Consider the following 24001-nt stretch of genomic DNA (forward strand, 5'->3'; position numbering starts at 1 on the left):
TCAGCCTCCCGCGCCCTGGCTGGTGACCGACGGCTCGCCGGTCGCCGGCTTGGGCACGCCGATCGGCTTGCCGTCCGGCATCCGGATGTACGCCGGCTCACCGGCGTCCACCAGACCCAGCCGACGTGCCTCGGCGGTCAGGTTCCCCGGCGCCTTGGCGTCAGCGATCTCCTTGTCGAGCTGCTGCTTCTCCAGGTCCAGTCGGGCCTGCTGCTGCTGCAGCTTCTCCAACCGGAACGCGTTCTCATTGATCTTGGTGTTGACCGCCAGGATGCCGAACACCCCGCCGACCACCAGCAGCACGATCAGCGCCGCGAACGGCGCGCGCGGAACCGACACCGGCGGCGGAGGCGCCACCCGCAGCCGCGGCGAGCGGGCTGCCGCCGTGGCGGCCGCCTTCTCGGCCGGACGCAGCGCGGCACTGCCCTGGGTCGGGAACTCGCGCGCCCCCCGGGCGCGAGCCTCCCCCTGCCGACTCACTCGATCGATGCGTGGCGTACCGTTTTCCACGCGCGGAGCTCGCTGCGCCGCGGTCCGGCCCCCCGACCGCGGTGCGCGCTGCCCGCCGCCGGTGACGTCCCGGCGGTCGCGCTTGTCAATGCTCATGTCCCTCCCCCTCAACGTCCGTCCCTCGCCGGTCGCGGCGCCCCTGATCCCCCACGGATCAGGCGGACCCCGTGCCCGGTTGGTGCATTCCCTTCACCCGTCGGCGAGACCGTTCGCGGTCGGTCCGCCCCTGCTCTGTCGCGTTCGGGTCGAGTCGCTCCGCGGCCCGCAGCCGCACTGAAGCGGCGCGCGGGTTCGCGGCGACCTCCACCTCCCCGGGCAGTTCGGCGCCCCGGCTGAGCAGCCGGAACGTCGGACCGGACCCGGGCAGCTCGACCGGGAGGTCGATCGGGCCCTTACTGCGGACCCGGTCCGCGAGCGCCGCCTTGGTGAGCCGGTCCTCCAGCGAGTGGTAGGACAGGACCACCATGCGACCGCCCACGGTCAGTGCGTCGAGCGCGGACGGCAGCGCTGTCTCCAGCGCTGCCAGCTCTCTGTTTACCTCGATCCGTAAAGCCTGAAACGTTCTCTTTGCCGGGTGCCCGCCCGTTCGTCGGGCTGGTGCCGGAATCGACTCCCGGACCAGCTCGGCCAGCCGCGCGGACGAGGTGATCCGGCCGCGTTCGCGCTCCCGCAGGATCGCCGAGGCGATCCGCCCGGCGAACTTCTCCTCGCCGTACACCCGCAGCACCCGGGCCAGATCCGGATGGGCGTACGTGTTGACCACCTCTTCGGCGGTCGTCCCCCGCGTCTGGTCCATCCGCATGTCCAGCGGCGCGTCCTGCGCGTACGCGAACCCGCGGTCGGGCGCGTCCAGTTGCAGCGATGAGACACCCAGGTCGAACAGGATCCCGTCGATGCCCGGATAACCCAGCCGCTGGAGCACGTCGGGCAGCTCGTCGTAGACGGCGTGCTCCAGGTGCACCCGGTCGGCGAACCGCGCCAACCGCACCCGTGCGTGGGCGAGCGCCTCGGTGTCCCGGTCGAGCCCGATCAGGACCGTCTCCGGATGCGCTTCGAGCACCGCCTCCGCGTGCCCGGCCAGGCCGAGCGTCGCGTCAACGTGCACCGTCCGGCCGCCTCGACCCAGCGCGGGGGCCAGCAGCTCGAGACACCGCTCGAGCAGCACCGGCACGTGCGTGCCGCGCAACTCCCCCATGATGACCCCCACTGGTTGAAACGTCCGTTCTTCTCGCGCGCCTGCCGTGGAGACGGCGCTCCCGTCGTACCGCCAGATCCCCATCCGCTCCCGCCGGACACCGACTTCCGCCGGATTCCTGGATCGTGCGCCTGGCACCGGGGAAGTGATGCCAGGAACTCGAAAGCGGCTGGAGATCTCGCAGTACGTCAGGCGCCGTTCCGCCCTACAGACCGCCGGGCAGCACCCCCTCCTCGATGTCGGCGAAGTCGTCTTCGCTCTCGGCGAGGTAGGTCTCCCAGGCGACCTTGTCCCAGATCTCGACCCGTGTGCTCGCGCCGATGACCACCAGGTCCCGGTCGAGCGCCGCGTACTCACGAAGATGCGCGGGGATCGTCACGCGGCCCTGCTTGTCCGGCACCTCGTCGTGCGCGCTGGCGAAGAAGACCCGGCTGTAGGCCCGGGCCGCCTTGTGCGTCATCGGCTGCGCGCGCAACTGCTCCGCGATCCGTTGGAACTCGGGTGTCGGAAAGACATAGAGACAGCGATCCTGCCCTTTGGTGACCACGACACCCCCCGCCAGCTCATCCCGGAACTTGGCCGGAAGGATCAACCGGCCCTTCTCGTCCAGGCGCGGGGTATGGGTGCCGAGAAACATCGGCCCAACCCCCTCGCCCTTGAGCGGCGTTCGCGGCGCCGCTGACCCCCCGGGCCGGTGAGCCCTCCCGGCCTCACCATCGGGCCCCACTCTACTCCACTTCCCTCCACCTGCAACCAGATTCGCCCGCGTGGCGCGTCCGATCCGCGCGTGTAACCGCACGTCACAGGGGGTGGAGCGGAGTGGAGGGGCGGCGGGCCCGCCCGGTGTGGTCCGCTTTCCGACATTGATCGACTCCGTCCGGCCGAGCGCGGGCCGACCCTCCGCCGGGATGCCACCGCCGAACGGTTCACCGTCGGCGGCGATCTGGCGAGGTCGGCGGTCCGGTAACCTCGCTCGCGTGACGGACGCGAAAATGCCCCTACGGGCCAAGGTGGCCAGCTCCGTGTCACGGACCGCCGCGGCGCTCTCCCGGGCCGCCGGCCGTGGCGACGGTTCGGTGATCGGCGGGTGGATCGGGTTGAAGATCGACCCGGACCTGCTGGCGCACCTGTCGGCCGGCCGCGCCATCGCGCTGGTCTCCGGCACCAACGGCAAGACGACCACCACCCGGTTGACCGCCGCCGCGGTCGGCGTGCTCGGGCGGGTCGCCACCAACTCGTTCGGCGCCAACATGCCCAGCGGGCACACCTCGGCGCTGGCCAAGGCCGGCAGCACCCCGTACGCGGTGCTGGAGGTCGACGAGCACTATCTCGCCCAGGTTCTCGAGTCGACCGAGCCGCACGTGGTCGCGCTGCTCAACCTCTCCCGCGACCAGCTCGACCGCGCCAAGGAGGTCGCCATGATGGCGCAGCTCTGGCGCGCGGCCCTGGTCCGGCACACCGACGTACGGGTGGTGGCCAACGCCGACGACCCGATGGTGGTGTGGGCGGCCACCCCGCCGGCCGACCCGGCCCGCGGCATCAATCCGCCGCACGTGACCTGGTTCAGCGCCGGCCAGCGCTGGCACGACGACTCCTGGGTCTGCCCGGAGTGCGGCTCCACCATCGCCCGCTCCGGCGAGCAGTGGTGGTGCACCGGCTGCGCGCTGCGCCGCCCGGAGCCGCACTGGGTCGTCGAGGACGAGGGGGTACTCGACCCCAGCGGGGCCTGGCACAAGGTCTCCCTCCAGCTACCCGGCAAGGTCAACCTGGGCAACGCGGCGACCGCGCTGGCGGTGGCGGCCGAGTTCGGCGTACGCCCCGTCGACGCGGTGAGCCGTCTCGGCATCGTGACCTCGGTCGCCGGCCGGTACGCGCAGGTCGACCGGGACGGGCGCAACATCCGGCTGCTGCTGGCCAAGAACCCGGCCAGCTGGCTGGAGGCGTTCGACATGGCCGACGAGGCGCCCACCCTGCTCTCCATCAACGCGCGTGACCCCGACGGGTTGGACACCTCCTGGCTGTTCGACGTCGACTTCGCCCCGCTCCGCGGCCGGCAGGTGTTGATCACCGGTGACCGGGCATACGACCTGGCGGTTCGGCTGGGCGTCAACGACGTGCCCTTCCAGCACGTCCGCACGTTCGACGACGCCGTCCGGTCGGTCCCGCCCGGCCGGCTCGAGGTCATCGCGAACTACACCGCGTTCCAGGACATCCGAGCGGAGTTGGACCGTGTCAACTGAAAGCCTGCGTATCGTCTGGATCTACCCCGATCTGCTGTCCACCTACGGTGACCGGGGCAACGCGCTGATCCTGGCCCGGCGGGCCCGCCAGCGCGGCATGCCGGTCGAGGTGCTGGAGGTCCGCTCCGACCAGCAACTGCCGTCGACGGCCGACATCTACCTCGTCGGCGGCGGCGAGGACGGCCCGCAGACGCTCGGCGCGCAGCGGCTCATCGCGGACGGCGGTCTGCACCGGGCGGTCGCCCAGGGCTCGGTGGTTTTCGGTGTCTGCGCCGGTTACCAGCTGCTCGGGACGTCCTTCTTCGCCAAGGGCGTGCAGTGCCGCGGCCTGGAACTGCTGGACCTGCGGTCCGACCGGGGCGAGAGCCGGGCCGTCGGCGAGTTGGCCGGTGAGATCGATCCTCGGCTGGGCCTGCCGCCGCTGACCGGTTTCGAGAACCACGGTGGCCGTACCCACCTCGGCCCGGAGGTCGCCCCCCTGGCCCGGGTCACCGCCGGGATCGGCAACGACGGCGCCACCGAGGGCGCCTGGCGCGGCAAGCTGCTCGGCACCTACTCGCACGGTCCCGCGCTGGCGCGCAACCCGGCCCTGGCCGACCTGCTGCTGCGCTGGGCCACCGGGGCACACCAGCTCCCGCCACTGGACGACACCTGGCCCGACCGGCTCCGTACCGAGCGCCGTTCAGCGGTGGCCGCCGCCCGGGCATGATCCGCGCCGTCCGGCGGCTGCTCCGGCAGCCGTCGGCCGCCCGGTTCGCCCTGCTGGTCGCGCTCATCGGCGCCTGCGGGCTGCTGCTGCTCCTGGCGCCCCGCCCGGACCCGGCGCGGCTGCCGGCGCTCGCCGACCAGTTGGGCGACCTCGCCCCGGTAGCGGCGATCCTCGGCGGCGCGCTGCTCCTGGTCGCGCTGGTCCCCCGTACCTTCGTGACGCTCGCCGCGGGCGCCATCTTCGGCCCTCTGGAGGGCGCCGCGTACGCCCTGGGCGCCGCGTTGGTGGCCGCGGCGATCGGGTTCACCGTCGGCCGGCTGCTCGGCCGGGAGTTCGTCGCCGAACGGGTACGCGGTCGGCTGGCCCGCCTCGACGGTTGGTTCGCCCGGCAGAGCGTGTTCGGCGTGGTCACCGTCCGGCTGCTGCCGATCGCGGGGTTCGGCCTGGTCAGCTACGGCTACGGCACGACCGGCACGCGGGTGTTGCCGTTCCTGGCCGGCAGCGTGATCGCCTCCGCGCCGACCGCGTTCGGCTACGCGGCGATCGGCGCGGCGGTCAGCTCGCCCGGCCACATCAACTGGTACGCCGCCGCCCCCGCCAGCCTCGGCCTGATCGCCAGCGTCGTACTGGTCCACCAGTGGTGGCGCGCCAACCGCCCCCGCCGCCAAACCCCGGCCTAACCCCCCACGACCACCCCCGGGTCGATCATGGAGTTGTGGTGGGGATCAAACCCCTGACGAGGGGCGAACCAGGCACCACAACTCCATGATCGACGCCGGGACGGGCCAGCGGGTTTACGCGACCACCGAGACCATCCGGCCCTTGACCACGATGACCTTGCGGGGTTCCTTGCCGGCCAGCGTCCCGGCCACCGCCTCCAGGGCCGCCGCGCGGACGGTCTCGTCGGCGGCGTCGGAGGGCACCTCGACGCGTCCCCGGACCTTGCCGTTGACCTGCACCGGGTAGGTCACCGTGTCGGCCACCAGCAGCGCCGGATCGGCCACCGGGAAGTCCGCGTACGTCAGCGAGGTGTCGTGACCCAGCTTGCGCCACAGCTCCTCGGCCAGGTGCGGGGCGAACGGCGCCACCATCAGCACCAGCGGCTCGGCCACCTCGCGGGGCGTCGCCGACAACCCGGTCAGCCCGCTGGTCAGCTGGATCAGCTTGGCGATCGCGGTGTTGAACCGAATGCCGTCCATGTCGCCACGGACCCCGTCGATCACCGTGTGCAGCAGCCGGCGGGTCGCCTCGTCGGCCGGGTTGTCGGTGACGCGCAGCTCGCCGGTCTGCTCGTCGACGACCGCCCGCCAGACCCGCTGCAGGAACCGGTGCGAGCCGATGACCGCCCGGGTCTCCCAGGGGCGGGAGATGTCCAGCGGGCCCATCGACATCTCGTACACCCGGAAGGTGTCCGCGCCGTACGCCGCGCACATGTCGTCGGGGGTCACCACGTTCTTCAGCGACTTGCCCATCTTGCCGTACTCGCGGTTGACCACCAGGTCTCCCAGGTAGTACGCGCCGTCGCGCTCGACGACGTCCTCGGCCTGCACGTAGCTGCCCCGCGAGTCGGTGTACACGTACGCCTGGATCATGCCCTGGTTGAACAGCTTGCGGAACGGCTCGAACGACGACACGTGACCCAGGTCGAACAGCACCTTGTGCCAGAACCGCGCGTACAGCAGGTGCAGCACGGCGTGCTCGGCGCCACCGACGTACAGGTCGGTGCCGCCGCAGTCGCCCTCGCCGCGCGGACCCATCCAGTACCGCTCGTTCTCGGCGCTGACGAACCGCTCGGTGTTGGTCGGGTCCAGGTAGCGCAGCTCGTACCAGCAGGAGCCGGCCCACTGCGGCATCACGTTGGTCTCGCGGGTGTAGCGCTTCGGCCCGTCACCCAGGTCCAGCTCGACCTCGACCCAGTCGCGGCGACGCGACAGCGGCGTCTCCGGGTTGGAGTCGGCGTCGTCCGGGTCGAACGTCTTCGGCGAGAAGTCGTCCACTTCCGGCAGCTCGACCGGCAGCATCTCCTCCGGCAGGGCGATGGCCGCGCCGGTGGAGTCGTAGACGATGGGGAACGGCTCACCCCAGTAGCGCTGCCGGGAGAACAGCCAGTCCCGCAGCCGGTAGGTGACCGCGCCGGTGCCGTGCCCGATCGCCTCCAGCCAGGCGATGATCGCCGCCTTGGCGTCGGCGACCCCCAGGCCGTTCAGGTCCAGGCCGCGTTCGGGCGCGGCGCTGTTGATGGCCGGGCCGTCGCCGGTGTACGCCCTGCCGTCGAAGCCCTCCGCCGGCTGCACGGTCCGCACGATGGGCAGCTCGAAGACCTCGGCGAACGCCCAGTCCCGCTCGTCCTGCGCCGGCACCGCCATGATCGCGCCGGTGCCGTAGCCGGCCAGCACGTAGTCCGCGATGAAGATCGGGATCTGCCCGCCGGTGACCGGGTTCGTGGCGTACGCGCCGACGAAGACGCCGGTCTTCTCCCTGGAGTCGGACTGCCGCTCGACGTCGGTCTTCCCGGCCGCGGCCCTGCGGTACGCCTCGACGGCCTCGGCGGGGCTGGCGTGCCCGCCGGTCCAGGCGTCCCGGGTGTCTCGCGGCCAGGCGGCCGGCACCAGGGCGTCGACCAGCTCGTGCTCGGGCGCCAGCACCACGTAGGTGGCCCCGAAGATGGTGTCCGGACGGGTGGTGAACACCCGGATCGGCTCCCCCGCCGTGGCGAAGTCGATGTGCGCGCCCTGCGACCGGCCGATCCAGTTACGCTGCATCAGCTTGATCGGCTCGGGCCAGTCCAGGCTGTCCAGGTCATCCAGCAGCCGGTCACCGTACGCGGTGATCCGCATCATCCACTGCTTCAGGTTGCGCTTGAAGACCGGGAAGTTGCCCCGGTCGGAGCGGCCGTCGGCGGTGACCTCCTCGTTGGCCAGCACGGTGCCCAGCCCTGGGCACCAGTTCACCGGCGCTTCCGAGACGTACGCCAGCCGGTGGTCGTCGACGACCTGGCGACGCTCGGCGACGCTCAGCTCGGCCCAGGACCGGCCGTCCGGGGTCGCCCGGTTGCCACCCTCGAACTCGGCGATCAGCTCGGCGATCGGACGGGCCCGGCCGGCGTCCCGGTCGTACCAGGAGTTGAAGATCTGCAGGAAGATCCACTGCGTCCAGCGGTAAAAGTCGGCGTCAATGGTCGACACCGAGCGCCGCTCGTCGTGCGCCAGCCCCAGGCGGCGCATCTGCGCCTTGTACCGCTGAATATTCTGCTCGGTAGTGGTCCTGGGGTGGGTGCCGGTCTGCACGGCGTACTGCTCGGCGGGCAGCCCGAACGCGTCGAACCCCATCGCGTGCAGCACGTTGTGCCCGGCCATCCGCTGGTAACGGGCGTAGCAGTCGGTGCCGATGTAGCCCAGCGGGTGGCCGACGTGCAGGCCGGCGCCCGACGGGTACGGGAACATGTCCAGCACGTACAGCTTCTCCGCGTCGAAGCGCGGGTGGCTCGGATCGGCCAGCGGGCCGGTCGGGTTGGGCGCGTGGAAGGTGCCCTCGCGTGCCCAGGTGTCCTGCCAACGAGTCTCGATCTCGTCGGCCATGGCCGCGGTGTACCGGAACGGGGGGATGTCGCCCGCCGGTGCGGCTGCCTTGCTCATCGTCTCTCCTCGCTTCGCTTCGCTTCGTCTCGGCACCGCCGGGCCGGACCGGCGGCGGGCACAAAAAAAGCCCCTCGCGCAGGAGGGGGCCGCCGTGCTGTCGCGCGCTCAGCGCATCAGCACGGCCCGATAAGAAGCAGGAAGACTCCGGCCATATCCGGCAGTCTACCCCCTCACCTGCGGCATTAATGCGGCCAGTCATCACGCCCGCACCGATCCCCCGACTCGGCAAATATCCATCCGTAACCGACGGACTACCTGCGGGGGTCGGCGATAACGACAAACATGGTTAGCCTGAGAGGCCAGTGAGCTCCCTGCGGCAAACGAGGCTCGGCGTCGCATACCCAACGGCGGGTCCAGGTGCTCTCGACAGAGCTGCCGTGACGACGAGGAGGAGGCCCGTGACACAACAGACCTGGGACGAGGTGGGCGGCCTGTTGCCGCACGACGAGTTCCGCGCCGCCAGCGAGGCCATCGTGGCCAACATCGAGCAGGTCATCGAGGGCAAGACCGCCACCGTGCGGCTGGCCCTGGCCGTGCTGCTCGCCGAGGGCCACCTCCTCATCGAAGACGTCCCCGGTGTCGGCAAGACCAAGCTGGCCAAGGCCCTCGCGCGGTCCATCGACTGCACGGTCCGCCGGATCCAGTTCACCCCCGACCTGCTGCCCAGCGATGTCACCGGCGTCAGCGTCTACAACCAGGAGACCCACGACTTCGAGTTCCGGCCGGGCGCCGTCTTCGCCAACCTGGTGGTCGGCGACGAGATCAACCGGGCCTCGCCGAAGACCCAGTCGGCGTTGCTGGAGTGCATGGAGGAACGGCAAGTCACCGTCGACGGCGTGACCTACCAGCTGCAGACCCCGTTCATGGTCATCGCCACCCAGAACCCGATCGAGATGGAGGGGACGTACCCGCTGCCCGAGGCGCAGCGCGACCGGTTCACCGCCCGGATCGCGATGGGTTACCCGGACGCCGGCGCGGAGCTGGCGATGCTCGACGGCCACGGCGCCACCGACCCGCTGCACGAGCTGCGTCCCGTCTCCGACGCCGACATGGTCCGGCAGCTCATCGCCACCGTCCGGCAGGTGCACGTCGCGGACGCGGTCAAGCAGTACGCGGTCGACCTGGTCACCGCCACCCGGGAGGCCCACGACCTGCGCCTCGGCGCGTCCCCCCGGGCGACGCTGCAACTCCTGCGCACGGCCCGGGCGGTCGCCGCGCTGGAGGGCCGCGACTACGTCCTCCCCGACGACCTGCAGGCCCTGGCGGTGCCGGTGCTGGCGCACCGGATCATCCCGACGGCCGACGCGCAGCTCGCCCGGCGCACCACCGACGCGATCGTCTCCGAGCTGGTGCACCGGCTGCCCCTGCCGCACGACCGTCAGCGCAACCCGTACGACACCCGGCCCGCCACCGGCAACGGCAACGGCCGCGCGCCCTACGAGCCGCGGAGGCCGTGACGTGCGTGCCGGGCTGCGCGGGCTGACCACCCGCGGGCGCTCGTTCCTGGCCGCCGCGGTCGCCGCGGCGGTCTCGGCCGTCATCCTGGGCGAGAAGGACCTGCTCCGGGTGGCCCTGCTGTTGGCCATCCTGCCGTTGCTGGCCGCCGCCTACGTGGGCCGCAGCCGCTACAAGCTGGCCTGCAACCGCTCGCTGGACCCGCACCGGGTCCCGGTCGGGGCCAACTCGAGGATCGTGCTGCGCCTGCAGAACCTCTCCCGGCTGCCCACCGGCACCCTGCTGCTGGAGGACCGGCTGCCCTACGCGCTGGGCAGCCGGCCCCGCGTCGTGCTGGAACGGCTCGGCGCACACCAGGCCAGCTCCGTGGCGTACACGGTCCGCGCGGACGTGCGCGGTCGCTACGACGTGGGTCCACTGGTGGTCCGGATGACCGACCCGTTCGGTCTCTGCGAACTCACCCGCTCCTTCCCCAGCACCGACCACCTCACGGTCATCCCGCAGGTCACCCCCCTGCCGTCGGTCCGACTCCCTGGGGAGTACGCGGGCAGCGGCGACAGCCGGGCGCGTTCGGTGGCGGTCCACGGCGAGGACGACGCGGCGACCCGGGAGTACCGCCGGGGCGACGACCTGCGCCGGGTGCACTGGAAGTCCACGGCGCGCACCGGCGAGCTGATGGTGCGCCGGGAGGAGCAGCCCTGGGAGAGCCGCGCCACCGTCGTGCTGGACACCCGGGCGTACGGCCACCGGGGTGACGGGCCGACGGCGAGTTTCGAGTGGGCGGTCTCGGCCGCCGCGAGCATCGCCGTACACCTGCGCCAGGCCGGCTACAAGCTGCGCCTGGTCACCGGCTCGGGGGTCGACGTGGACGCCTCGGAGGGCGGTGGCGACGGCGTGCTGCTCGACCATCTGGCCGAGGTGCGGTTGGACCAGCGGGCCGACGTCACCGGGCTGGTGCAGCAGGTGCGGCAGCGCGCCGACGGCGGGCTGATCATCGGGCTGTTCGGCGCGGTGAGCGTCGCCGAGGCGGAGCTGCTGGCCGGGCTGCGCGGCAACGGCGCGACGTGTGTCGGTTTCCTGTTGGACAGCTCCACCTGGCTGAGCCTCCCCGAGAAGGCTCGCGCCGAGGCGGAGCACGCGCACGGCGCCGCCGTGCTCACCATGGTGCGCAGCGGCTGGCGCGTGGTCGGCGCCGACCACGGCAGCCGACTGCCGGCGCTGTGGCCGCAGGCGGGTCGCGGTTCCCAGGGCTTCGCCCTGCGGGCCGCGCTGGCCGAGACGGTCGCTGGCCGCGTGCGATGAACGGAAGGTCCCCCTCATGATCGCCAGCCGGAACACCGGTCTGGTCGCGGCCGCCGCGACGCTGCTCGCCGCCGCGCCGCTGTCGGCCATCTTCCAGACCTGGACGTGGCTGATCCAGTGCGCGATAGCGGTCGCCGTGGTGGCCGGGGTCGCCGCGCTGACCCGGCTCGTCCGCGCGCCGCTCTGGGGCCAGGTGCTCGGCATGCTGGCCGCCCTGCTGCTCGCGCTGACCTGGCTGTTCCCGAGCGGCAGCGAGCTGTTGGCTCTCCTGCCCACGCCGAGCACGATCGGGCACTTCGCCGATCTGCTCGCCGGTTCAGCGCAGGACATGCGCTCGTACGGCGTCGAGGTCCCGGACACCGATCCGCTGCTGTTCATCACCGTGCTCGGCGTCGGCGGGGTGGCCGTGCTGGTGGACGTACTGGCCGTGGGACTGCGCCGGCCGGCGCTGGCCGGGCTGCCGATGCTCGCGATCTACTCGGTGCCGGTCGCCGTCTACGTGGACAGCGTTCCCCCACTGCCGTTCGTGGTGGGCGCCGCCGGTTACCTGTGGCTGCTGGTGACCGACAACATCGACCGGGTGCGTCGGTTCGGGCGGCGGTTCACCGGCGACGGCCGGGACGTGGACGTGTGGGAGGCGTCGCCGCTGGCGTCCGCCGGACGTCGGCTCGCCGTGGTCGGCGTGGTGCTGGCCGTGGTGCTGCCGCTGGCGGTGCCCGGCCTGAGCGGTGGGCTGCTCGACCGGATCACCGAGGGCACGGGTAACGGCACCGGCAACGGCCGGGGTGTGGGTGGCTCGTCCGGCCGGATCGACCTGTTCGCGTCGCTCGCCGGCCAGCTCAACCAATCCGAGGTGGTGGCCCTGGTCAAGGTGACCACGTCGGAGCAGACCCCGTTCTACCTGCGCTACGCGGTCGCCGACGAGCTGCGCCCGAACGGTTTCCAGGCCCGCGCCGCGAGTGGCCGCCCCGCCAACCGCGATCTGCCCGACCCCGGCGAGCGGGTCGGGCCGGGGGTGCAGCAGGCCGAGTACCGGGCGACCGTCGAGGTGACCAAGAGCCTCAGCATGTCCCTGATGCCGGTGTACGCCGAGCCGGTGCGCACCCAGGACCTGAACGGCAACTGGCTGTACGACCCCAACCAGCAGATCGTGTTCTCCAACCGGGAGAGCTCGCGGGGGCGTAAGTACTCGTTCGACTACATCCGCTCGACGTACACCCCGGCGGTTCTGCGGGCCGCGAAGACGCTGCCGGCCGAACACCCGCTCCGCCGGCAGCAGACCGCCACCCCCGGGCCGGTGCCCGAGGTGGAGGAGCTGGTCCGGGGGCTGATCCAGGGCAAGCGGACCGACTACGACCGGGTGCTGGCCATCTACCAGCACTTCTCCGCGAGCAACGGGTTCACGTACCGGTTGAGCACCGCGAGCGGCAGCAGCGGCCAGGACATCGTGAACTTCCTGACCAACAAGGTCGGTTACTGCCAGCAGTACGCCGCCGCGATGGCCTGGCTGGTCCGGTCGGCCGGCATCCCGGCGCGGGTCGCGTTCGGGTTCACCAACGGCAGCAGGCGCGACGGCGACACGTACACGTTGACCAACCTCAACCTGCACGCCTGGACCGAGGTCTTCTTCGACGGGATCGGCTGGGTGCCGTTCGACGCCACCCCGGCGTCCGGCGTTCCCGGCTCCACCCGATCGGCCTGGGCCCCGGACACGGACGCCCCCGAGCCGTCCACTCCGGAGGCCGGTGCCACGGACAGCCCGAGCGACGCGGACTCGTCGGCCGGACCGACCGGCCCGGACAACGCCGACCGGGACACCGACTCCGGGCTCTCCCTGGAGGATTCGCGGCCGACTGAGCAGGCGCCGGTGTGGCCGTGGTGGGTGGCGGCCGTACTCGCGCTGGTGGCGCTGCTGGCGGTGCCGGCGCTTCGTCGGGGGGCGCTGCGTCGGCGGCGGGCCGGCCGGGCGGACGTCGCGGCTGCCGCCACCGCTCTGGGCGACGGGGCGCCGACCGACGACGCGCGCGTGATGGTGGTCGAGGCGGACCCGGGTCGCGCTCGCGCCGACGCCCACGCCGCCTGGGCCGAGCTGCTCGACACGCTCGTCGACTACAAGGTACGGGTGGACCTGACCGAGACGCCCCGGGCGACCGCGGACCGGCTGGTCCGGGACGCTCTCCCCGACGACGCCGAGGCCATCGGGGCGGCGCGGCTGCTCGGCCGCGCCGAGGAGCGGGCCCGGTACGCGCGTGCTCCGCTGACCGGTGAACCGTTGCCGTCGGCGCTCCGCGCGGTCCGTGGGGCGCTCTCGTCCCGGGCGGATCGACGGACCCGGGTGCTCGCCGCCGTGTTGCCGCCCTCGGTGCTGCTGCGCTGGCGGATCGCACTGGCGGACTCCTCCGGCCGCCTGGTGGCGCTGACCACTCGGATGCGTTACCGGCTGCTGCGCTGGAACCCGCGCCGGTTGCTGGCCGATCGAGCGGCCCGCTGACCGACGCCCGCAAGCGCGCTGGGGCGGCGCCCCGGCCCAACGCCGGGCGCCGCCCAGCCCCAGCGATCTTGCACTTTCTGTCGCAACATAGGGGCAATTACACTCATACGGACGACAGAAACTGCAAGATCGGCGCGAGCACGGAGGGACGCGGGGCGCGAGCACGGCCGGTGCGGCCCGGGTGAGCACGGTGTTCGGGGCATGGGGAAGCGACGGCGGCCACCGGAGTGTCCCGATGGCCCGCTCGTCGCGGTGGTCGGCCCGCCTCAGCGGCGGGACGCGCTCAGCGGTGCCCCTCCGGGCGCTGCCGCCATCGGTCTTCCATCCGGTCCAGGATCGACCGTCGGCGACCGGACCGGCCACCGCGGGGACGACGACGACTCGTCGTGCCACCCACCACGTGCAGGTCGGGTGACTGCGCCCGCCGGTGCGACTGCACCGCGAACGCGGCCGACGCCAGCATGACGACGAAGCCCGCCACCGCCAGCGGTGGAGTCTTGATCACCGCGCCATAGACCAGTAGGGCCAAGCCAGCGATGATCACGCCGGCTGCGACGAGCAGGCGACGCCGCGCGTGGAAGCGCGGATCGCTGGCGCGCACGGCCGAGGCGAATTTGGGGTCCTCGGCAAGCGACCGCTCGATCTGCTCGAACAGCCGCTGCTCGTGCTCCGAGAGCGGCACGGCACTCCTCCCCGGTCACGTTGGTCGGCCCACTCGGGCCGACAGACCGTGGCAGCCAACCGGCTGCTTACCCGCAAGTCTACGAGGGGGGTCGCGCGTCGGAAAGCGGGACGACCTACGGGTGGGGTGGATTTTCCTTTCGATGAGCGTCACGGTCGGCTAACAGACTGGCCGGACCTATGACGGACCGCCCGAATCGGGCAGCGGCGGCGTCGGCGGCAGCTTCCGCCTCCCGCCAACCACGCTCGGGCGCGCCGAGGGTGAGCTGCCGGGGCGCGCCCTGCGCCGAGGTGAGCCCTTCCACCCGGACACCGACGAGGCGGATCCGCTCAGTCGGGTCCAGCGCGGTGTAGAGCGCCCAGACCGTGTCGAACATCTCCCGGGCCGTGTCGGTGGGTACGTCGAGGGTGCGGGAGCGGTTGACGGTGCGGAAGTCGGCCAGTCGTACCTTCAGGGTCACCGTGCGCCCGAGGTGGCCGGCGCTCCGCAGCCGGACGCCGACCTTCGCGCTGAGTGCGAGCAGGGCACGGCGGATCTCCATCGGGTCTGCCACGTCGGCGTCGAAGGTCACCTCGGCGCCGATCGACTTGTCGACGTGTTCGGGGCTGACCCGGCGCGGGTCACGCCCCCACGCCAACTCGTGCAGGTGCGCCGCGGACGCCGCGCCCACCGCTCGGCGCAGCATGCCCACCGGGGCCTCGGCGAGGTCCCCCACGGTGGCCAGACCGAGCCGACGCAGCGTCTCGGCGGCCCGCTCCCCCACCCCCCAGAGCGCGTCCACCGGAAGCGGGTGCAGGAAGTCGAGGACCTGCCCGGCGGGTACGACCAGCAGGCCGTCGGGCTTGGCCCGGGTGGAGCCGAGTTTGGCCACGAACTTGCTCGGCGCCACCCCGACCGAACACGTCAGCCCCTGCTCGTCGGCGACCCGCTGGCGGATCAGCCGGGCAATGGTGGCCGGCGGGCCGAACAGCTTGCGGGCGCCCCTGACGTCGAGGAACGCCTCGTCGAGGGAGAGCGGCTCGACCAGCGGGGTGACGTCCCGGAAGATCTGCATGACCGCCCGCGAGGCGGCCGAGTACGCCGCGAAGTTCGGCGGAAGGTAGACGGCGTGCGGGCAGAGGGCCCGGGCCCGGGAGGTCGGCATGGCGCTGCGCACGCCGTAGCGGCGAGCCTCGTAGCTGGCCGAGCTGACCACGCCACGCGGACCCACGCCACCCACCACGACCGCGCGGCCGCGCAGCTCGGGTCGGGCGCGCACCTCCACCGAGGCGAAGAACGCGTCCATGTCGACGTGCAGGATGCCACTGGCGGAGTCGTCGGCATCCGGCCCGAAGCGCGGATCACCGCCTCGGGGCAACGACTGACTGCGGCCCATCGGTGCAGGTTATCCCCGAGGTACGACACCAGCGCCGACCGGCTGGCCGGACCGCGCCCCGGTCAGCCCCGCACGACCAGCAGCGGCACGGTCAGCTCGGCGGCGGTGTCCGCCCCGTGGTACGCGACCAGCTTCGACGCCTTCGGCGGTTCGGTGCGGCTGGCCAGGACGGCGTACGTGTCGTTGCAGGTCACCACGACGTCACCGATCCGGCCCAGGTGTTCCTCGGGCACCGGCCCGAACCAGCCGGTGGCGACCATCTCCGCGCGGGTACGCACCCGGGCCGCGTCGCCGAGCACCGCCGACCAGGCGGCCACCACGTCGTCCACCGCTCCCGGCTCGGTGTGCAGGTAGCGCACCCGGGCCTCGCCGGCAACCACCCGCAGGCCGTCGCGCAGCCGCGGATCGGTGTCCAGGTCGAAGCGGTGCGCGACGGGAATGTCGAGTTGCCCGTGGTCGGCCGTGACCAGCAGCGCCGCGTCCGGCGGCAGCCCGTCCACCAGCCGGGCAAGCAGCAGGTCCACCTCGGCGGCGGCGCTTCGCCACGGCGCCGAGTCGACCCCGCTGAGGTGCCCCTGCCGGTCGAGGTCGGGGTGGTAGCCGAAGACCAGGGTTGGCCCGTCGCCGGCGGACAGTGCGGCACGCATGGCGGTGGCCAGCTGATCCGCGCCGGCGGCGCCCCGGAAGTCGCCGCCCCGGTTGGCGGCCAGGGTCAACCCGCTGCCGCCGTACTCCGGCCGGCTCACCACCGTCGTCGTCACACCGGCGGCCCGGGCCCGTTGGAGCTGGGTGGGCACCGGCTGCCAGCGCAGCGGCGACGGGTCGGCGGCCCAGTCGGTGTGGGTGAGCACCCGGTCGGTGCCGGGCACCCGCACCGTGAAGCCGAGCACCCCGTGCGCGCCGGGCGCGACGCCGGTGCCCAGCGTCACGAGGCTCGTCGGGGTGGTGGACGGGAAGCCGGCGACGAGGGGCCGACCCACCGTCGCGGCCAGCCCGGCGAGCGTCGGCGCGTACGGCGCGGCGGTCGGCACCTGGTACCAGCCGAGCCCGTCGACGAGCAGGACGGCGATCCGGCGTACCCCGGCCAGCGCGGGCGTCAGGCCGAGCGGGTCGGGCGAGCCGGGCACGCCCAGTACGGCGAGCGCGCTGGGCAGCACGTCGGCGAGCCGTCCGCCGGCCCGATCGGGTGCGAGGACCGCCAGCGGCGGGTCGAGGCCGGTCACCGGACCGCTGGCAGGCGGCGTACCCCCGTCGGCGGTCAGCTCGGGGCCGGACGAGCCGGCCGACGTACCCCCGTCGGCGGGCCGGACCGGACGGGTCATGCCGGTCGGCGGGCGAACAGGTGCAGTTGGGCGGCCAGATCCCGGTAGGGGGGCTGGGCGGCCAGGGCCAGTTCCAGCTCGACCAGGGCCGCGGGCTGCCCGTCGGAGACGGCGGCCGGCAGCAGGTCGGCGAGCACGCGTACCCCGTGGATGTCCTCGACCTCCAGCCCGGCGGCGGTGAGCAGCGCGACGGCCTCGGGGGCGTCGTAGCGGCGGCGCAGGGTGTCGCGCGGCCCGGCGCTGCCGGCCGGGTCGGCGGCCAACGACGCCGCGACGTCCAGGTGCCCGTTCATGGCGCGGCCCAGCACGGCCGCCGCCCGGCCGGCTACCAGCACGCTCGCCGCGCCGCCGGGGCGCAGCGCGGTGGCCAGCGCGGCGACCACCGGCGCCGGGTCGTCGACGACCTCCAGGACGGCGTGGCAGAGCACCAGGTCGACCCCGGCCGGCTCGACCAGTCCGGCGAGGGCGTCGCCGTCGCCCTGCACGGCGACGACCCGATCGGCGACTCCGGCCTCGGCGGCCCGGCGGGTGAGCGCGGCGAGCGCGTCGGGGCTGGCGTCGACGACGGTGACGCGGTGCCCGGCCCGGGCCAGCGGGACGGCGAAGCCGCCGGTGCCCCCGCCGATGTCCAGCACGGTCAGCGCGGCGTCGCCGCGCCGGTCCAGTTCGGCGCGCAGCACCGACCAGATCACGGCGGTACGGGGGGTCAGCGGCGGCGCGGCGAACCGGCCTCGGGTCTGCTCCACCCGGTCGAGCCTAGTGGTCAGGACTGGGTGCCCTCGACCGCGTCCTCAGCCCGGGATCGACGCTCGTTGGCGACCGGACCGTTTGTCACCTCGTACTCGCGGGGGTCGGTGAGGTGCGACGGCATCCAGCCGGTACCCAGCCGGGTCCGCCGGGCGTTGGCGATTCCGCCACCGGTGTACGCGTGGTTACCCATCACTTGTCAGTCCCCCTCACGGATCACGGGCCGCTCTGCCCGCTCAGGACGAGTCTCCCGCTCCGGGGCGACAGAAACCGTAATGTGGATCACTGTTCAGCGGAAGTCGCGGGAGGCGGGACTGACCGGTGGCTCAATGGCGTCCAGCCGGTCGGCGACCAGGTTGGTCACTCCCTCGTGGCGCTGCAGTCGTCCCCGGACCACCAGCGCGGCGCTGGTGCGGGCCACCCGCCGATAGCGCTGCCACAGACCCGGTGAACAGGTGACGTTCAACATCCCGGTCTCGTCCTCCAGGTTGAGGAAGGTCACCCCACCCGCGGTCGCCGGGCGCTGCCGGTGGGTGACGATGCCGCCGACCCGGATCCGCTGGCCCGGCTCCACCCGACCGAGCCGGGCGATCGGCACCGCGCCCAGCACGTCGAGCTGCCCCCGGATGAACCGGGCCGGGTGGCTCTCCGGCGACAACCCGGTGGCCCACACGTCGGCTACCAGCCGATCCACGGCCTCCATGCCGGGCAGCGTGGGCGCCGCCGCGCCGGTCACCGTGCCGGGCAGCCGGCCCGGTCGGTCCTGGGCCGCCGCGCCGGCGGCCCACAGCGCCTCCCGCCGGGTCAGCCCGAAACAGGCGAAGGCGTCCGCGGTGGCCAGGGCCTCCAGCTGGGTCGCGGTGAGACCGACCCGCCGGGCCAGATCCGGCATGTCACGGTACGCCCCACCGGCCGTCCGCTCGGCCTTGATCCGCTCGGCCACGTCCGACCCGAGGGTACGTACGCTGGACAGCCCCAGCCGGACGGCCGGGCCACCCAGCCCCCAGGCGTGCGGCGGCTCCCCCGGCCCGCTGCCCCATCGCGTGTCCGGGGTGGACTCGAGCACCGCCAGAGCACCGCTGGCGTTGATGTCCGGACGGCGGACCTCCACCCCGTGCCGGCGGGCGTCGTCGACCAGGGTCTGCGGCGAGTAGAAGCCCATCGGCTGGGCGTTGAGCAGCGCCGCCAGGAACGGGGCCGGGTGGTAGCGCTTGAGCCACGAGCTGGCGTACACCAGGTAGGCGAAGCTCATCGCGTGGCTCTCCGGGAAGCCGTAGCTGGCGAACGCGGTGAGCTTGCGGTAGACGTCGTCGGCCAGCTCGCCGGTGATGCCCCGCTCGGCCATCCCGGCGTAGAGCCGGTCGGCGATGCGGGTCATCCGCTCGACCGACCGTTTCGCGCCCATCGCCCGGCGCAACTGGTCGGCCTCGGCCGCGTCGAAACCGGCCAGGTCGATGGCGAGCTGCATCAACTGCTCCTGGAACAGCGGCACCCCCAGGGTCTTCTCCAGCGCGTTACGCATCAACGGGTGCGCGTACGTCACCGGCTCCTGACCGTTCTTACGCCGGATGAACGGGTGCACCGAACCGCCCTGGATCGGGCCGGGACGGATCAACGCCACCTCGACCACCAGGTCGTAGAACTCGCGGGGCTTGAGCCGGGGCAGGGTGGCCATCTGGGCGCGGCTCTCCACCTGGAACACCCCGACCGAGTCGGCCCGGCAGAGCATGTCGTAGACCTCGGGATCGTCAAGCGTCATGTCGCCCAGGTCGAGGCTCTGGCCGATCATGTCGTAGCCGTAGTGCAGGGCGGAGAGCATGCCCAGGCCGAGCAGGTCGAACTTCACCAGGCCCACGGCGGCGCAGTCGTCCTTGTCCCACTGCAGGACGCTGCGGCCGGGCATCCGCCCCCACTCCACCGGGCAGACCTCGATCACCGGCCGGTCACAGATCACCATGCCGCCGGAGTGGATGCCCAGGTGCCGGGGGAACGTCTGCAACTCGTTGGCGTACTCCACCACCTGCTCGGGGATGCCCTCGACGTCGACCGTGGCGACCGAACCCCACCTGTCGATCTGCTTGCTCCAGGCGTCCTGCTGACCGGGTGAGAAGCCGAACGCCTTGGCCACATCCCGCACCGCGGACCGGGGTCGGTAGGAGATGACGTTGGCGACCTGCGCGGCGTGTTCCCGGCCGTAGCGGGTGTAGACGTGCTGGATCACCTCCTCCCGACGGTCGGACTCGATGTCCACGTCAATGTCCGGCGGACCGTCCCGCTCCGGGGCGAGGAAACGCTCGAAGAGCAGCCGGTGCCGGACGGCGTCCACGTTGGTGATCCGCAGCGCGTAGCAGACCGCCGAGTTGGCCGCCGAACCCCGACCCTGGCAGTAGATGTCCTGCTCGCGGCAGAACGAGACGATGTCGTAGACCACCAGGAAGTAACCGGGGAAGCCCAACTCCTCGATCATGTTCAGCTCGTGGTCGAGCTGCGCGTACGCCGCCGGGTGCGCCTGCGGCGGCCCGTAACGCTCGTGTGCCCCGTCGGCGGTCAGCTTGCGCAGCCAACTCATCTCGGTGTGCCCCGGCGGCACCGGGTACGCCGGTAGCTGCGGCGCGACGAGCTGGAGGTCGAAGGCCAGCTCCGCGCCGAATTCGGCGGCCCGCGCCACCGCGCCCGGGTACGCGGCGAACCGCGCCGCCATCTCCGCGCCGCTGCGCAGGTGGGCGGTGGCCGCCGCGGGCAACCAGCCGTCGATCTCGTCGAGACTGCGCCGGGCCCGCACTGCGGCGACCGTGGTGGCCAACCGCCTCCGGCCGGGACTGGCGTAGTGCACGTTGTTGCTGGCCACCGTCGGCAGCCCGGCCGCGGCGGCCAGCTCGGCGAGCGCGTCGTTGCGGTCGGCGTCGACCGGATGACCGTGGTCGGTCAGCTCCACGGCCACCGTCTCCGCGCCGAAGAGCGCGGTCAACCGGTCCAGCTCGCGGGCCGCCGCGTCCACCCCCTCGGTGAGCAGCGCCCCCGGCACGTGCCCCTTGCGGCAGCCGGTCAGCACCAGCACATGGTCGCGCAGCTCGGCGGCGACCTCCTCCAGCTCCCCGTAGACCGGACGGCCCTTCTCCCCACCCCGTAGTTGGGCGCGGGCGATGGTGGTGGCCAGCCGGGCGTACCCCTCGTGGCCGTGCGCCAGCACCAGCAGGTGCGCGCTGTGCGGGTCGGGTTCGCCGTTCTGCGGGCCGGGCAGCCCGAGGGACAGCTCCGCGCCGAAGATGGTCGGCAGGCCCAGCGTACGGGCCGCCTCGGCGAAGCGGACCACCCCGTAGAAGCCGTCGTGGTCGGTGACGGCCAGCGCGGTGAGCCCCAACCGGGCCGCCTCCTCGGCCAGCTCCTCGGGGTGGCTCGCGCCGTCGAGGAAGCTGAAGTTGGTGTGCGCGTGCAGCTCCGCGTAGGGCACCACGCCGTCGGGGCGGGTCAGCTCCGGTGGCTGGTACCGCTCGCGGTGGCGACTCCAGGCCGGCGAGTCACCGCCGTCGGCGTCCACGGCGAGCGGATCCACCACGTGCAGGTGCCGCTCGGCGCGTGGCCGTCCGCCGCCGGCCCGGCCGGAGAGCACGCTCTCCAGCTCCGACCAGGGCATCTTCGGGTTGTGAAAACTCATCCGGCCGCCCCCAGACCGACCACAACCGGATTGATCCACTCGACATCACGGAAATCGGGCTGTCCGAAGAGGTGGGACACCCCGACTTCCGGGAAGTCGAGTCGATCATGGCCGGCTGAACGCTCAGTCATAGATCGCCTCCACCAGCCACTGCCCCGACTCCACGGCGAGCAGCAGAGCGGCACCGTCGGCGAGGCTGACCTGGAACCGGGCCCGGCGGCGCGCCTCGGCCGGCGCCCACCAGCGCTCGTCCACCGGCCACGGCCCGGCCCAACCCACGATCTCCGCCGGCTGACCGGTGCCGACCACCAATCGGGCCGGCGGGGCGCTCACCGCCAACCGCGCGCTGATCACCACCGGCTCGCCGGCGGCGTCGTGCACGGTCGCGGCGAGTGGGCTGGGCAGCACCACGGCGGGCGCGGGCGGCGGCAACCGACCCGGCCACGGCGGAATGCCCCCACCCCGGCCGGCCGCGGGACCAACACCGCCACCGCCACCGCCACCAGCACCTGCACGCATGCCCGCGCCCGCGCCGGCGCCCGCGCCCATGCCTGCGCCTGCGCCCATGCCTGCGCCCGCACCCGCGCCTGCGCCTGCGCCTGCGCCGGTGTCCACACGGGCACCGGCACCGGCACCCATGCCCACGCCGGCAACGGCCGGTGGGCCGGGTCGGGTCGGGAGCCGCTCGTCGCCCCACGGCACGAGGCGCACCTGGTCGGCCGGGGAACGCCCGCCACCGAGCACCGCCGTGACCACCGCCTCCGGGCCGAGGATGCCCTGAACCCGGTTCAATGCCCGGTGCGCCCGCTCCCGTTCCTCGCCGGTCTCCCCCCAGAGGCCGGTCTGCAGGCCGGCCTGGGCGACCACCCCGTCCGGGATCAACCGCAGTCGGATGATGCCGGCCGTCGGGCGGGCCGGGCGGGCGCCGGCGCGACCGTTGCTGCCGGAGAGCCAGCCGTCGAGCTGCCAACGCACCCGGTCGGCGATGGCGGCGGCGGTGAGCAGACCGTCGTGCCGCCACACCCGGTGCAGCTCCTGCCCGTGCTCGGTAACCGCCTCGATGCCGAGTCGGGTGCAGGCCAGCCCGTGCCCGGCGAGCCGGTCGTGCAACTGCTCGGCCAGGGCACGAGCGGCGAACGCTGCCGCGTCGACCCGGTCGATCGGATCGTCGTACCCGGCGGTCACCGTCAGGTCGGCCGGCGGCTGCCGGACGGCGAGCGGGCGGTGGTCCCGGCCGGCGGCCAGCCGGTGGGCCAGCGCGCCGTCGAACCCGAAGCGGGCCAGCACGTCGCCGGCCGGTAGCGCGGCGAAGTCACCGAGGGTCCGCACCCCCAGCCGGCGCAGCAGGTCAGCCAGCGCGGACCGACCGAGCGCCTCGACCGGCATCCCGGCCAGGAACGCCGGCGTCCCACCCGGCGTCACCACCCGGCCGGTGCGGGCGGCCAGCCCCGCGGCGAACACCCCGTCGGCGATGCCCACCTGGCTCTCCACCAGACACGACTGGGCGACGTGCTCGATGAGCCGTTCGGCGGCCGCCTCCTCACCGCCGAGGTAGCGACTCGGGCCTCGGGCGGCAACCGCACAGGCGCCCGGCCGGACCACCTCGATACCCGCCACCAGTTCCTCCAACGCGGCGACCACCGGCTCGAACGCCCGGGCGTCCCGGCCAGGGTCGTAGTCCACGACGGTGAGCTGCGGGCAACGACCCTGCGCCTCCCGCTTGCGCAGCCCTCGGCGTACGCCTTCGGCGCGGGCCCGCTCGGAGCAGGCGACCACCCGGTTGGCGTGCAGTACGGTGACCGGGCCGGTGGCCGGCACCCCGTCGACGATCTCGGCGGCGAGCACCGGCCAGTCCGGGCACCACAGCAGCAGGGTCCGGGTCGGCGAGCCGGTCACCCCGACCCGACCAGAGCGAGCGGCCCGGACGATCGGCCCACGGTCGACCGCACCGTCCGGGGAATGACGCGGGTGAGCTCGGCGTCGGGGAGCCAGACCTTGATCTCCTTGGGGCGGGCGGCTGCTCCCCGCCCGCGCGCCGACACGGTGACCTCCCGGCGGCGCAGCCGCCCCCGACCCTGACCGAGCCCTTCCCAGACCCCGCGGACCACCTGCAGCGTCACGTCCGCGCCGTCCCACCGGCCGTACGGGACGAGCACGCTGCCGCGCTGCCGGGCCCGGGCGGCCAGCCGGGTGGCGACCGAGGCGGAGACCGCAGCCGGTACGGCGGTGACCACGACGTCCACCCCGTCGATCAACGCGGCGACCACAGTGGCCCACTCGGGACCCGGATTCGGCACCAGGGCGAGCCGGTCCAGGGAGATGCCCAGCTCGGCCGCCGCGCCCGCGCCGAACGTCGGCACCCCGACCACCGCACACCACGAGCCGGCGCGGGACGCCTCGGCCAGCAGTGCGAGCACCAGCGAGGTGCCCCCACTGCGGCGGGGCTGACCGGCGGCGACAGCGATCGTGCTGCCCCGGCGTAGACCCCGGTTGGGCAACAGGCCGATCAGCTCAGGCGTCACCGGTAGCACGCGGTGGCCGCCCACCGGATCGGGCGCGCTCGCCGGGCGTACCAGATCGGCCAGCGCGGCGGAACCCACCACCATGCGGCCCGCCATTGGACCAACCCCCCGTCGTTGCTGTGGAACAGATCAGGCCGCACCGTGACGCCGGCCGCCCG

Annotated in this window: 15 protein-coding genes and 4 pseudogenes; 6 read left to right on the forward strand and 13 right to left on the reverse strand. The window is 73.1% G+C overall.

The window, feature by feature from the left end; translation table 11 throughout:
- The 3 genes and pseudogenes from ACLQ25_RS13560 to mraZ all read right to left on the reverse strand — a co-directional run bounded on the left by ACLQ25_RS13560 (position 1) and on the right by mraZ (position 2342).
- Complete coding sequence (locus ACLQ25_RS13560) at positions 1–606, reverse strand: septum formation initiator family protein (RefSeq protein WP_425731229.1); 606 nt, start codon at positions 604–606, stop codon at positions 1–3.
- Positions 596–1705: pseudogene (rsmH, locus tag ACLQ25_RS13565) on the reverse strand (16S rRNA (cytosine(1402)-N(4))-methyltransferase RsmH). Before rsmH ends, ACLQ25_RS13560 begins: the two are co-directional and overlap by 11 nt.
- 205 nt (positions 1706–1910) lie before the next feature.
- Positions 1911–2342 (reverse strand): division/cell wall cluster transcriptional repressor MraZ, encoded by a 432-nt coding sequence (gene mraZ / locus ACLQ25_RS13570; protein WP_355049459.1) that lies wholly within the window; start codon positions 2340–2342, stop codon positions 1911–1913.
- Between the two features lie 355 nt (positions 2343–2697).
- On the opposite strand from mraZ, the gene ACLQ25_RS13575 reads away from it, so the two are divergent.
- The 3 genes from ACLQ25_RS13575 to ACLQ25_RS13585 are packed head-to-tail and all read left to right on the forward strand — an operon-like array spanning position 2698 to position 5334.
- Positions 2698–3945 carry a MurT ligase domain-containing protein gene (locus ACLQ25_RS13575; RefSeq protein ID WP_425731253.1) on the forward strand — a complete coding sequence of 416 codons (1248 nt, stop codon included), beginning with the start codon at positions 2698–2700 and terminating at the stop codon, positions 3943–3945.
- Positions 3935–4654, forward strand: a complete 720-nt coding sequence (locus ACLQ25_RS13580) for a type 1 glutamine amidotransferase (RefSeq protein WP_425731230.1) — start codon at positions 3935–3937, stop codon at positions 4652–4654. The genes ACLQ25_RS13575 and ACLQ25_RS13580 overlap by 11 nt, the downstream gene beginning before the upstream one ends.
- Positions 4651–5334: a TVP38/TMEM64 family protein gene (locus ACLQ25_RS13585; protein ID WP_425731231.1), complete on the forward strand. Its 684-nt coding sequence runs from the start codon at positions 4651–4653 to the stop codon at positions 5332–5334. The genes ACLQ25_RS13580 and ACLQ25_RS13585 overlap by 4 nt, the downstream gene beginning before the upstream one ends.
- A 114-nt stretch (positions 5335–5448) precedes the next feature.
- On the opposite strand, the gene leuS is transcribed toward ACLQ25_RS13585, so the two are convergent.
- Positions 5449–8289, reverse strand: a complete 2841-nt coding sequence (leuS, locus tag ACLQ25_RS13590; protein WP_425731232.1) for a leucine--tRNA ligase — start codon at positions 8287–8289, stop codon at positions 5449–5451.
- 401 nt (positions 8290–8690) lie between these two features.
- On the opposite strand from leuS, the gene ACLQ25_RS13595 reads away from it, so the two are divergent.
- From ACLQ25_RS13595 to ACLQ25_RS13605, 3 genes are read left to right on the forward strand one after another with little or no spacing between them, the layout of a single operon-like run.
- Positions 8691–9749 (forward strand): AAA family ATPase, encoded by a 1059-nt coding sequence (locus ACLQ25_RS13595; protein ID WP_425731233.1) that lies wholly within the window; start codon positions 8691–8693, stop codon positions 9747–9749.
- A 1-nt stretch (position 9750) separates the two neighbouring features.
- Positions 9751–11049: a DUF58 domain-containing protein gene (locus tag ACLQ25_RS13600; protein WP_425731234.1), complete on the forward strand. Its 1299-nt coding sequence runs from the start codon at positions 9751–9753 to the stop codon at positions 11047–11049.
- A gap of 16 nt (positions 11050–11065) precedes the next feature.
- Positions 11066–13540 carry a transglutaminase TgpA family protein gene (locus ACLQ25_RS13605; protein WP_425731235.1) on the forward strand — a complete coding sequence of 825 codons (2475 nt, stop codon included), beginning with the start codon at positions 11066–11068 and terminating at the stop codon, positions 13538–13540.
- 283 nt (positions 13541–13823) lie between these two features.
- Here the strand turns inward: ACLQ25_RS13605 and ACLQ25_RS13610 are convergent, their stop codons facing one another.
- The 9 genes and pseudogenes from ACLQ25_RS13610 to ACLQ25_RS13650 form a co-directional block, all read right to left on the reverse strand.
- Positions 13824–14222, reverse strand: coding sequence for a DUF3040 domain-containing protein (locus tag ACLQ25_RS13610; protein WP_007463044.1), 399 nt, complete (start codon positions 14220–14222; stop codon positions 13824–13826).
- Positions 14223–14337: 115 nt separating this feature from the next.
- On the reverse strand, positions 14338–15597 hold the full coding sequence (locus ACLQ25_RS13615) for a DNA polymerase IV (protein ID WP_425731236.1): 1260 nt from the start codon (positions 15595–15597) through the stop codon (positions 14338–14340).
- Between the two features lie 62 nt (positions 15598–15659).
- Positions 15660–16906, reverse strand: a pseudogene (locus ACLQ25_RS13620) (alkaline phosphatase family protein); the annotation flags it as partial.
- Positions 16907–16915: 9 nt separating this feature from the next.
- On the reverse strand, positions 16916–17686 hold the full coding sequence (locus ACLQ25_RS13625) for a methyltransferase domain-containing protein (RefSeq protein ID WP_425731254.1): 771 nt from the start codon (positions 17684–17686) through the stop codon (positions 16916–16918).
- Positions 17683–17862 (reverse strand): hypothetical protein, encoded by a 180-nt coding sequence (locus tag ACLQ25_RS13630; protein ID WP_425731255.1) that lies wholly within the window; start codon positions 17860–17862, stop codon positions 17683–17685. The genes ACLQ25_RS13625 and ACLQ25_RS13630 overlap by 4 nt, the downstream gene beginning before the upstream one ends.
- 93 nt (positions 17863–17955) lie before the next feature.
- A complete protein-coding gene (locus ACLQ25_RS13635) occupies positions 17956–21321 on the reverse strand; it encodes an error-prone DNA polymerase (RefSeq protein WP_425731237.1) in 3366 nt (1121 codons plus the stop codon).
- Positions 21322–21444: 123 nt separating this feature from the next.
- A pseudogene (locus ACLQ25_RS13640) lies at positions 21445–21777 on the reverse strand (DNA polymerase Y family protein); the annotation flags it as partial.
- Positions 21778–21969: 192 nt separating this feature from the next.
- Positions 21970–23217 (reverse strand): annotated as a pseudogene (locus tag ACLQ25_RS13645) (DNA polymerase Y family protein); the annotation flags it as partial.
- Entirely contained in the window at positions 23214–23939 is a 726-nt protein-coding gene (locus ACLQ25_RS13650; protein ID WP_425731238.1) for a hypothetical protein, read from the reverse strand. The gene ACLQ25_RS13650 and the pseudogene ACLQ25_RS13645, both read right to left, overlap by 4 nt.
- Positions 23940–24001: the final 62 nt, after the last annotated feature.

The organism is Micromonospora sp. DT44, assembly GCF_049841635.1.
Taxonomy (GTDB): domain Bacteria; phylum Actinomycetota; class Actinomycetes; order Mycobacteriales; family Micromonosporaceae; genus Micromonospora.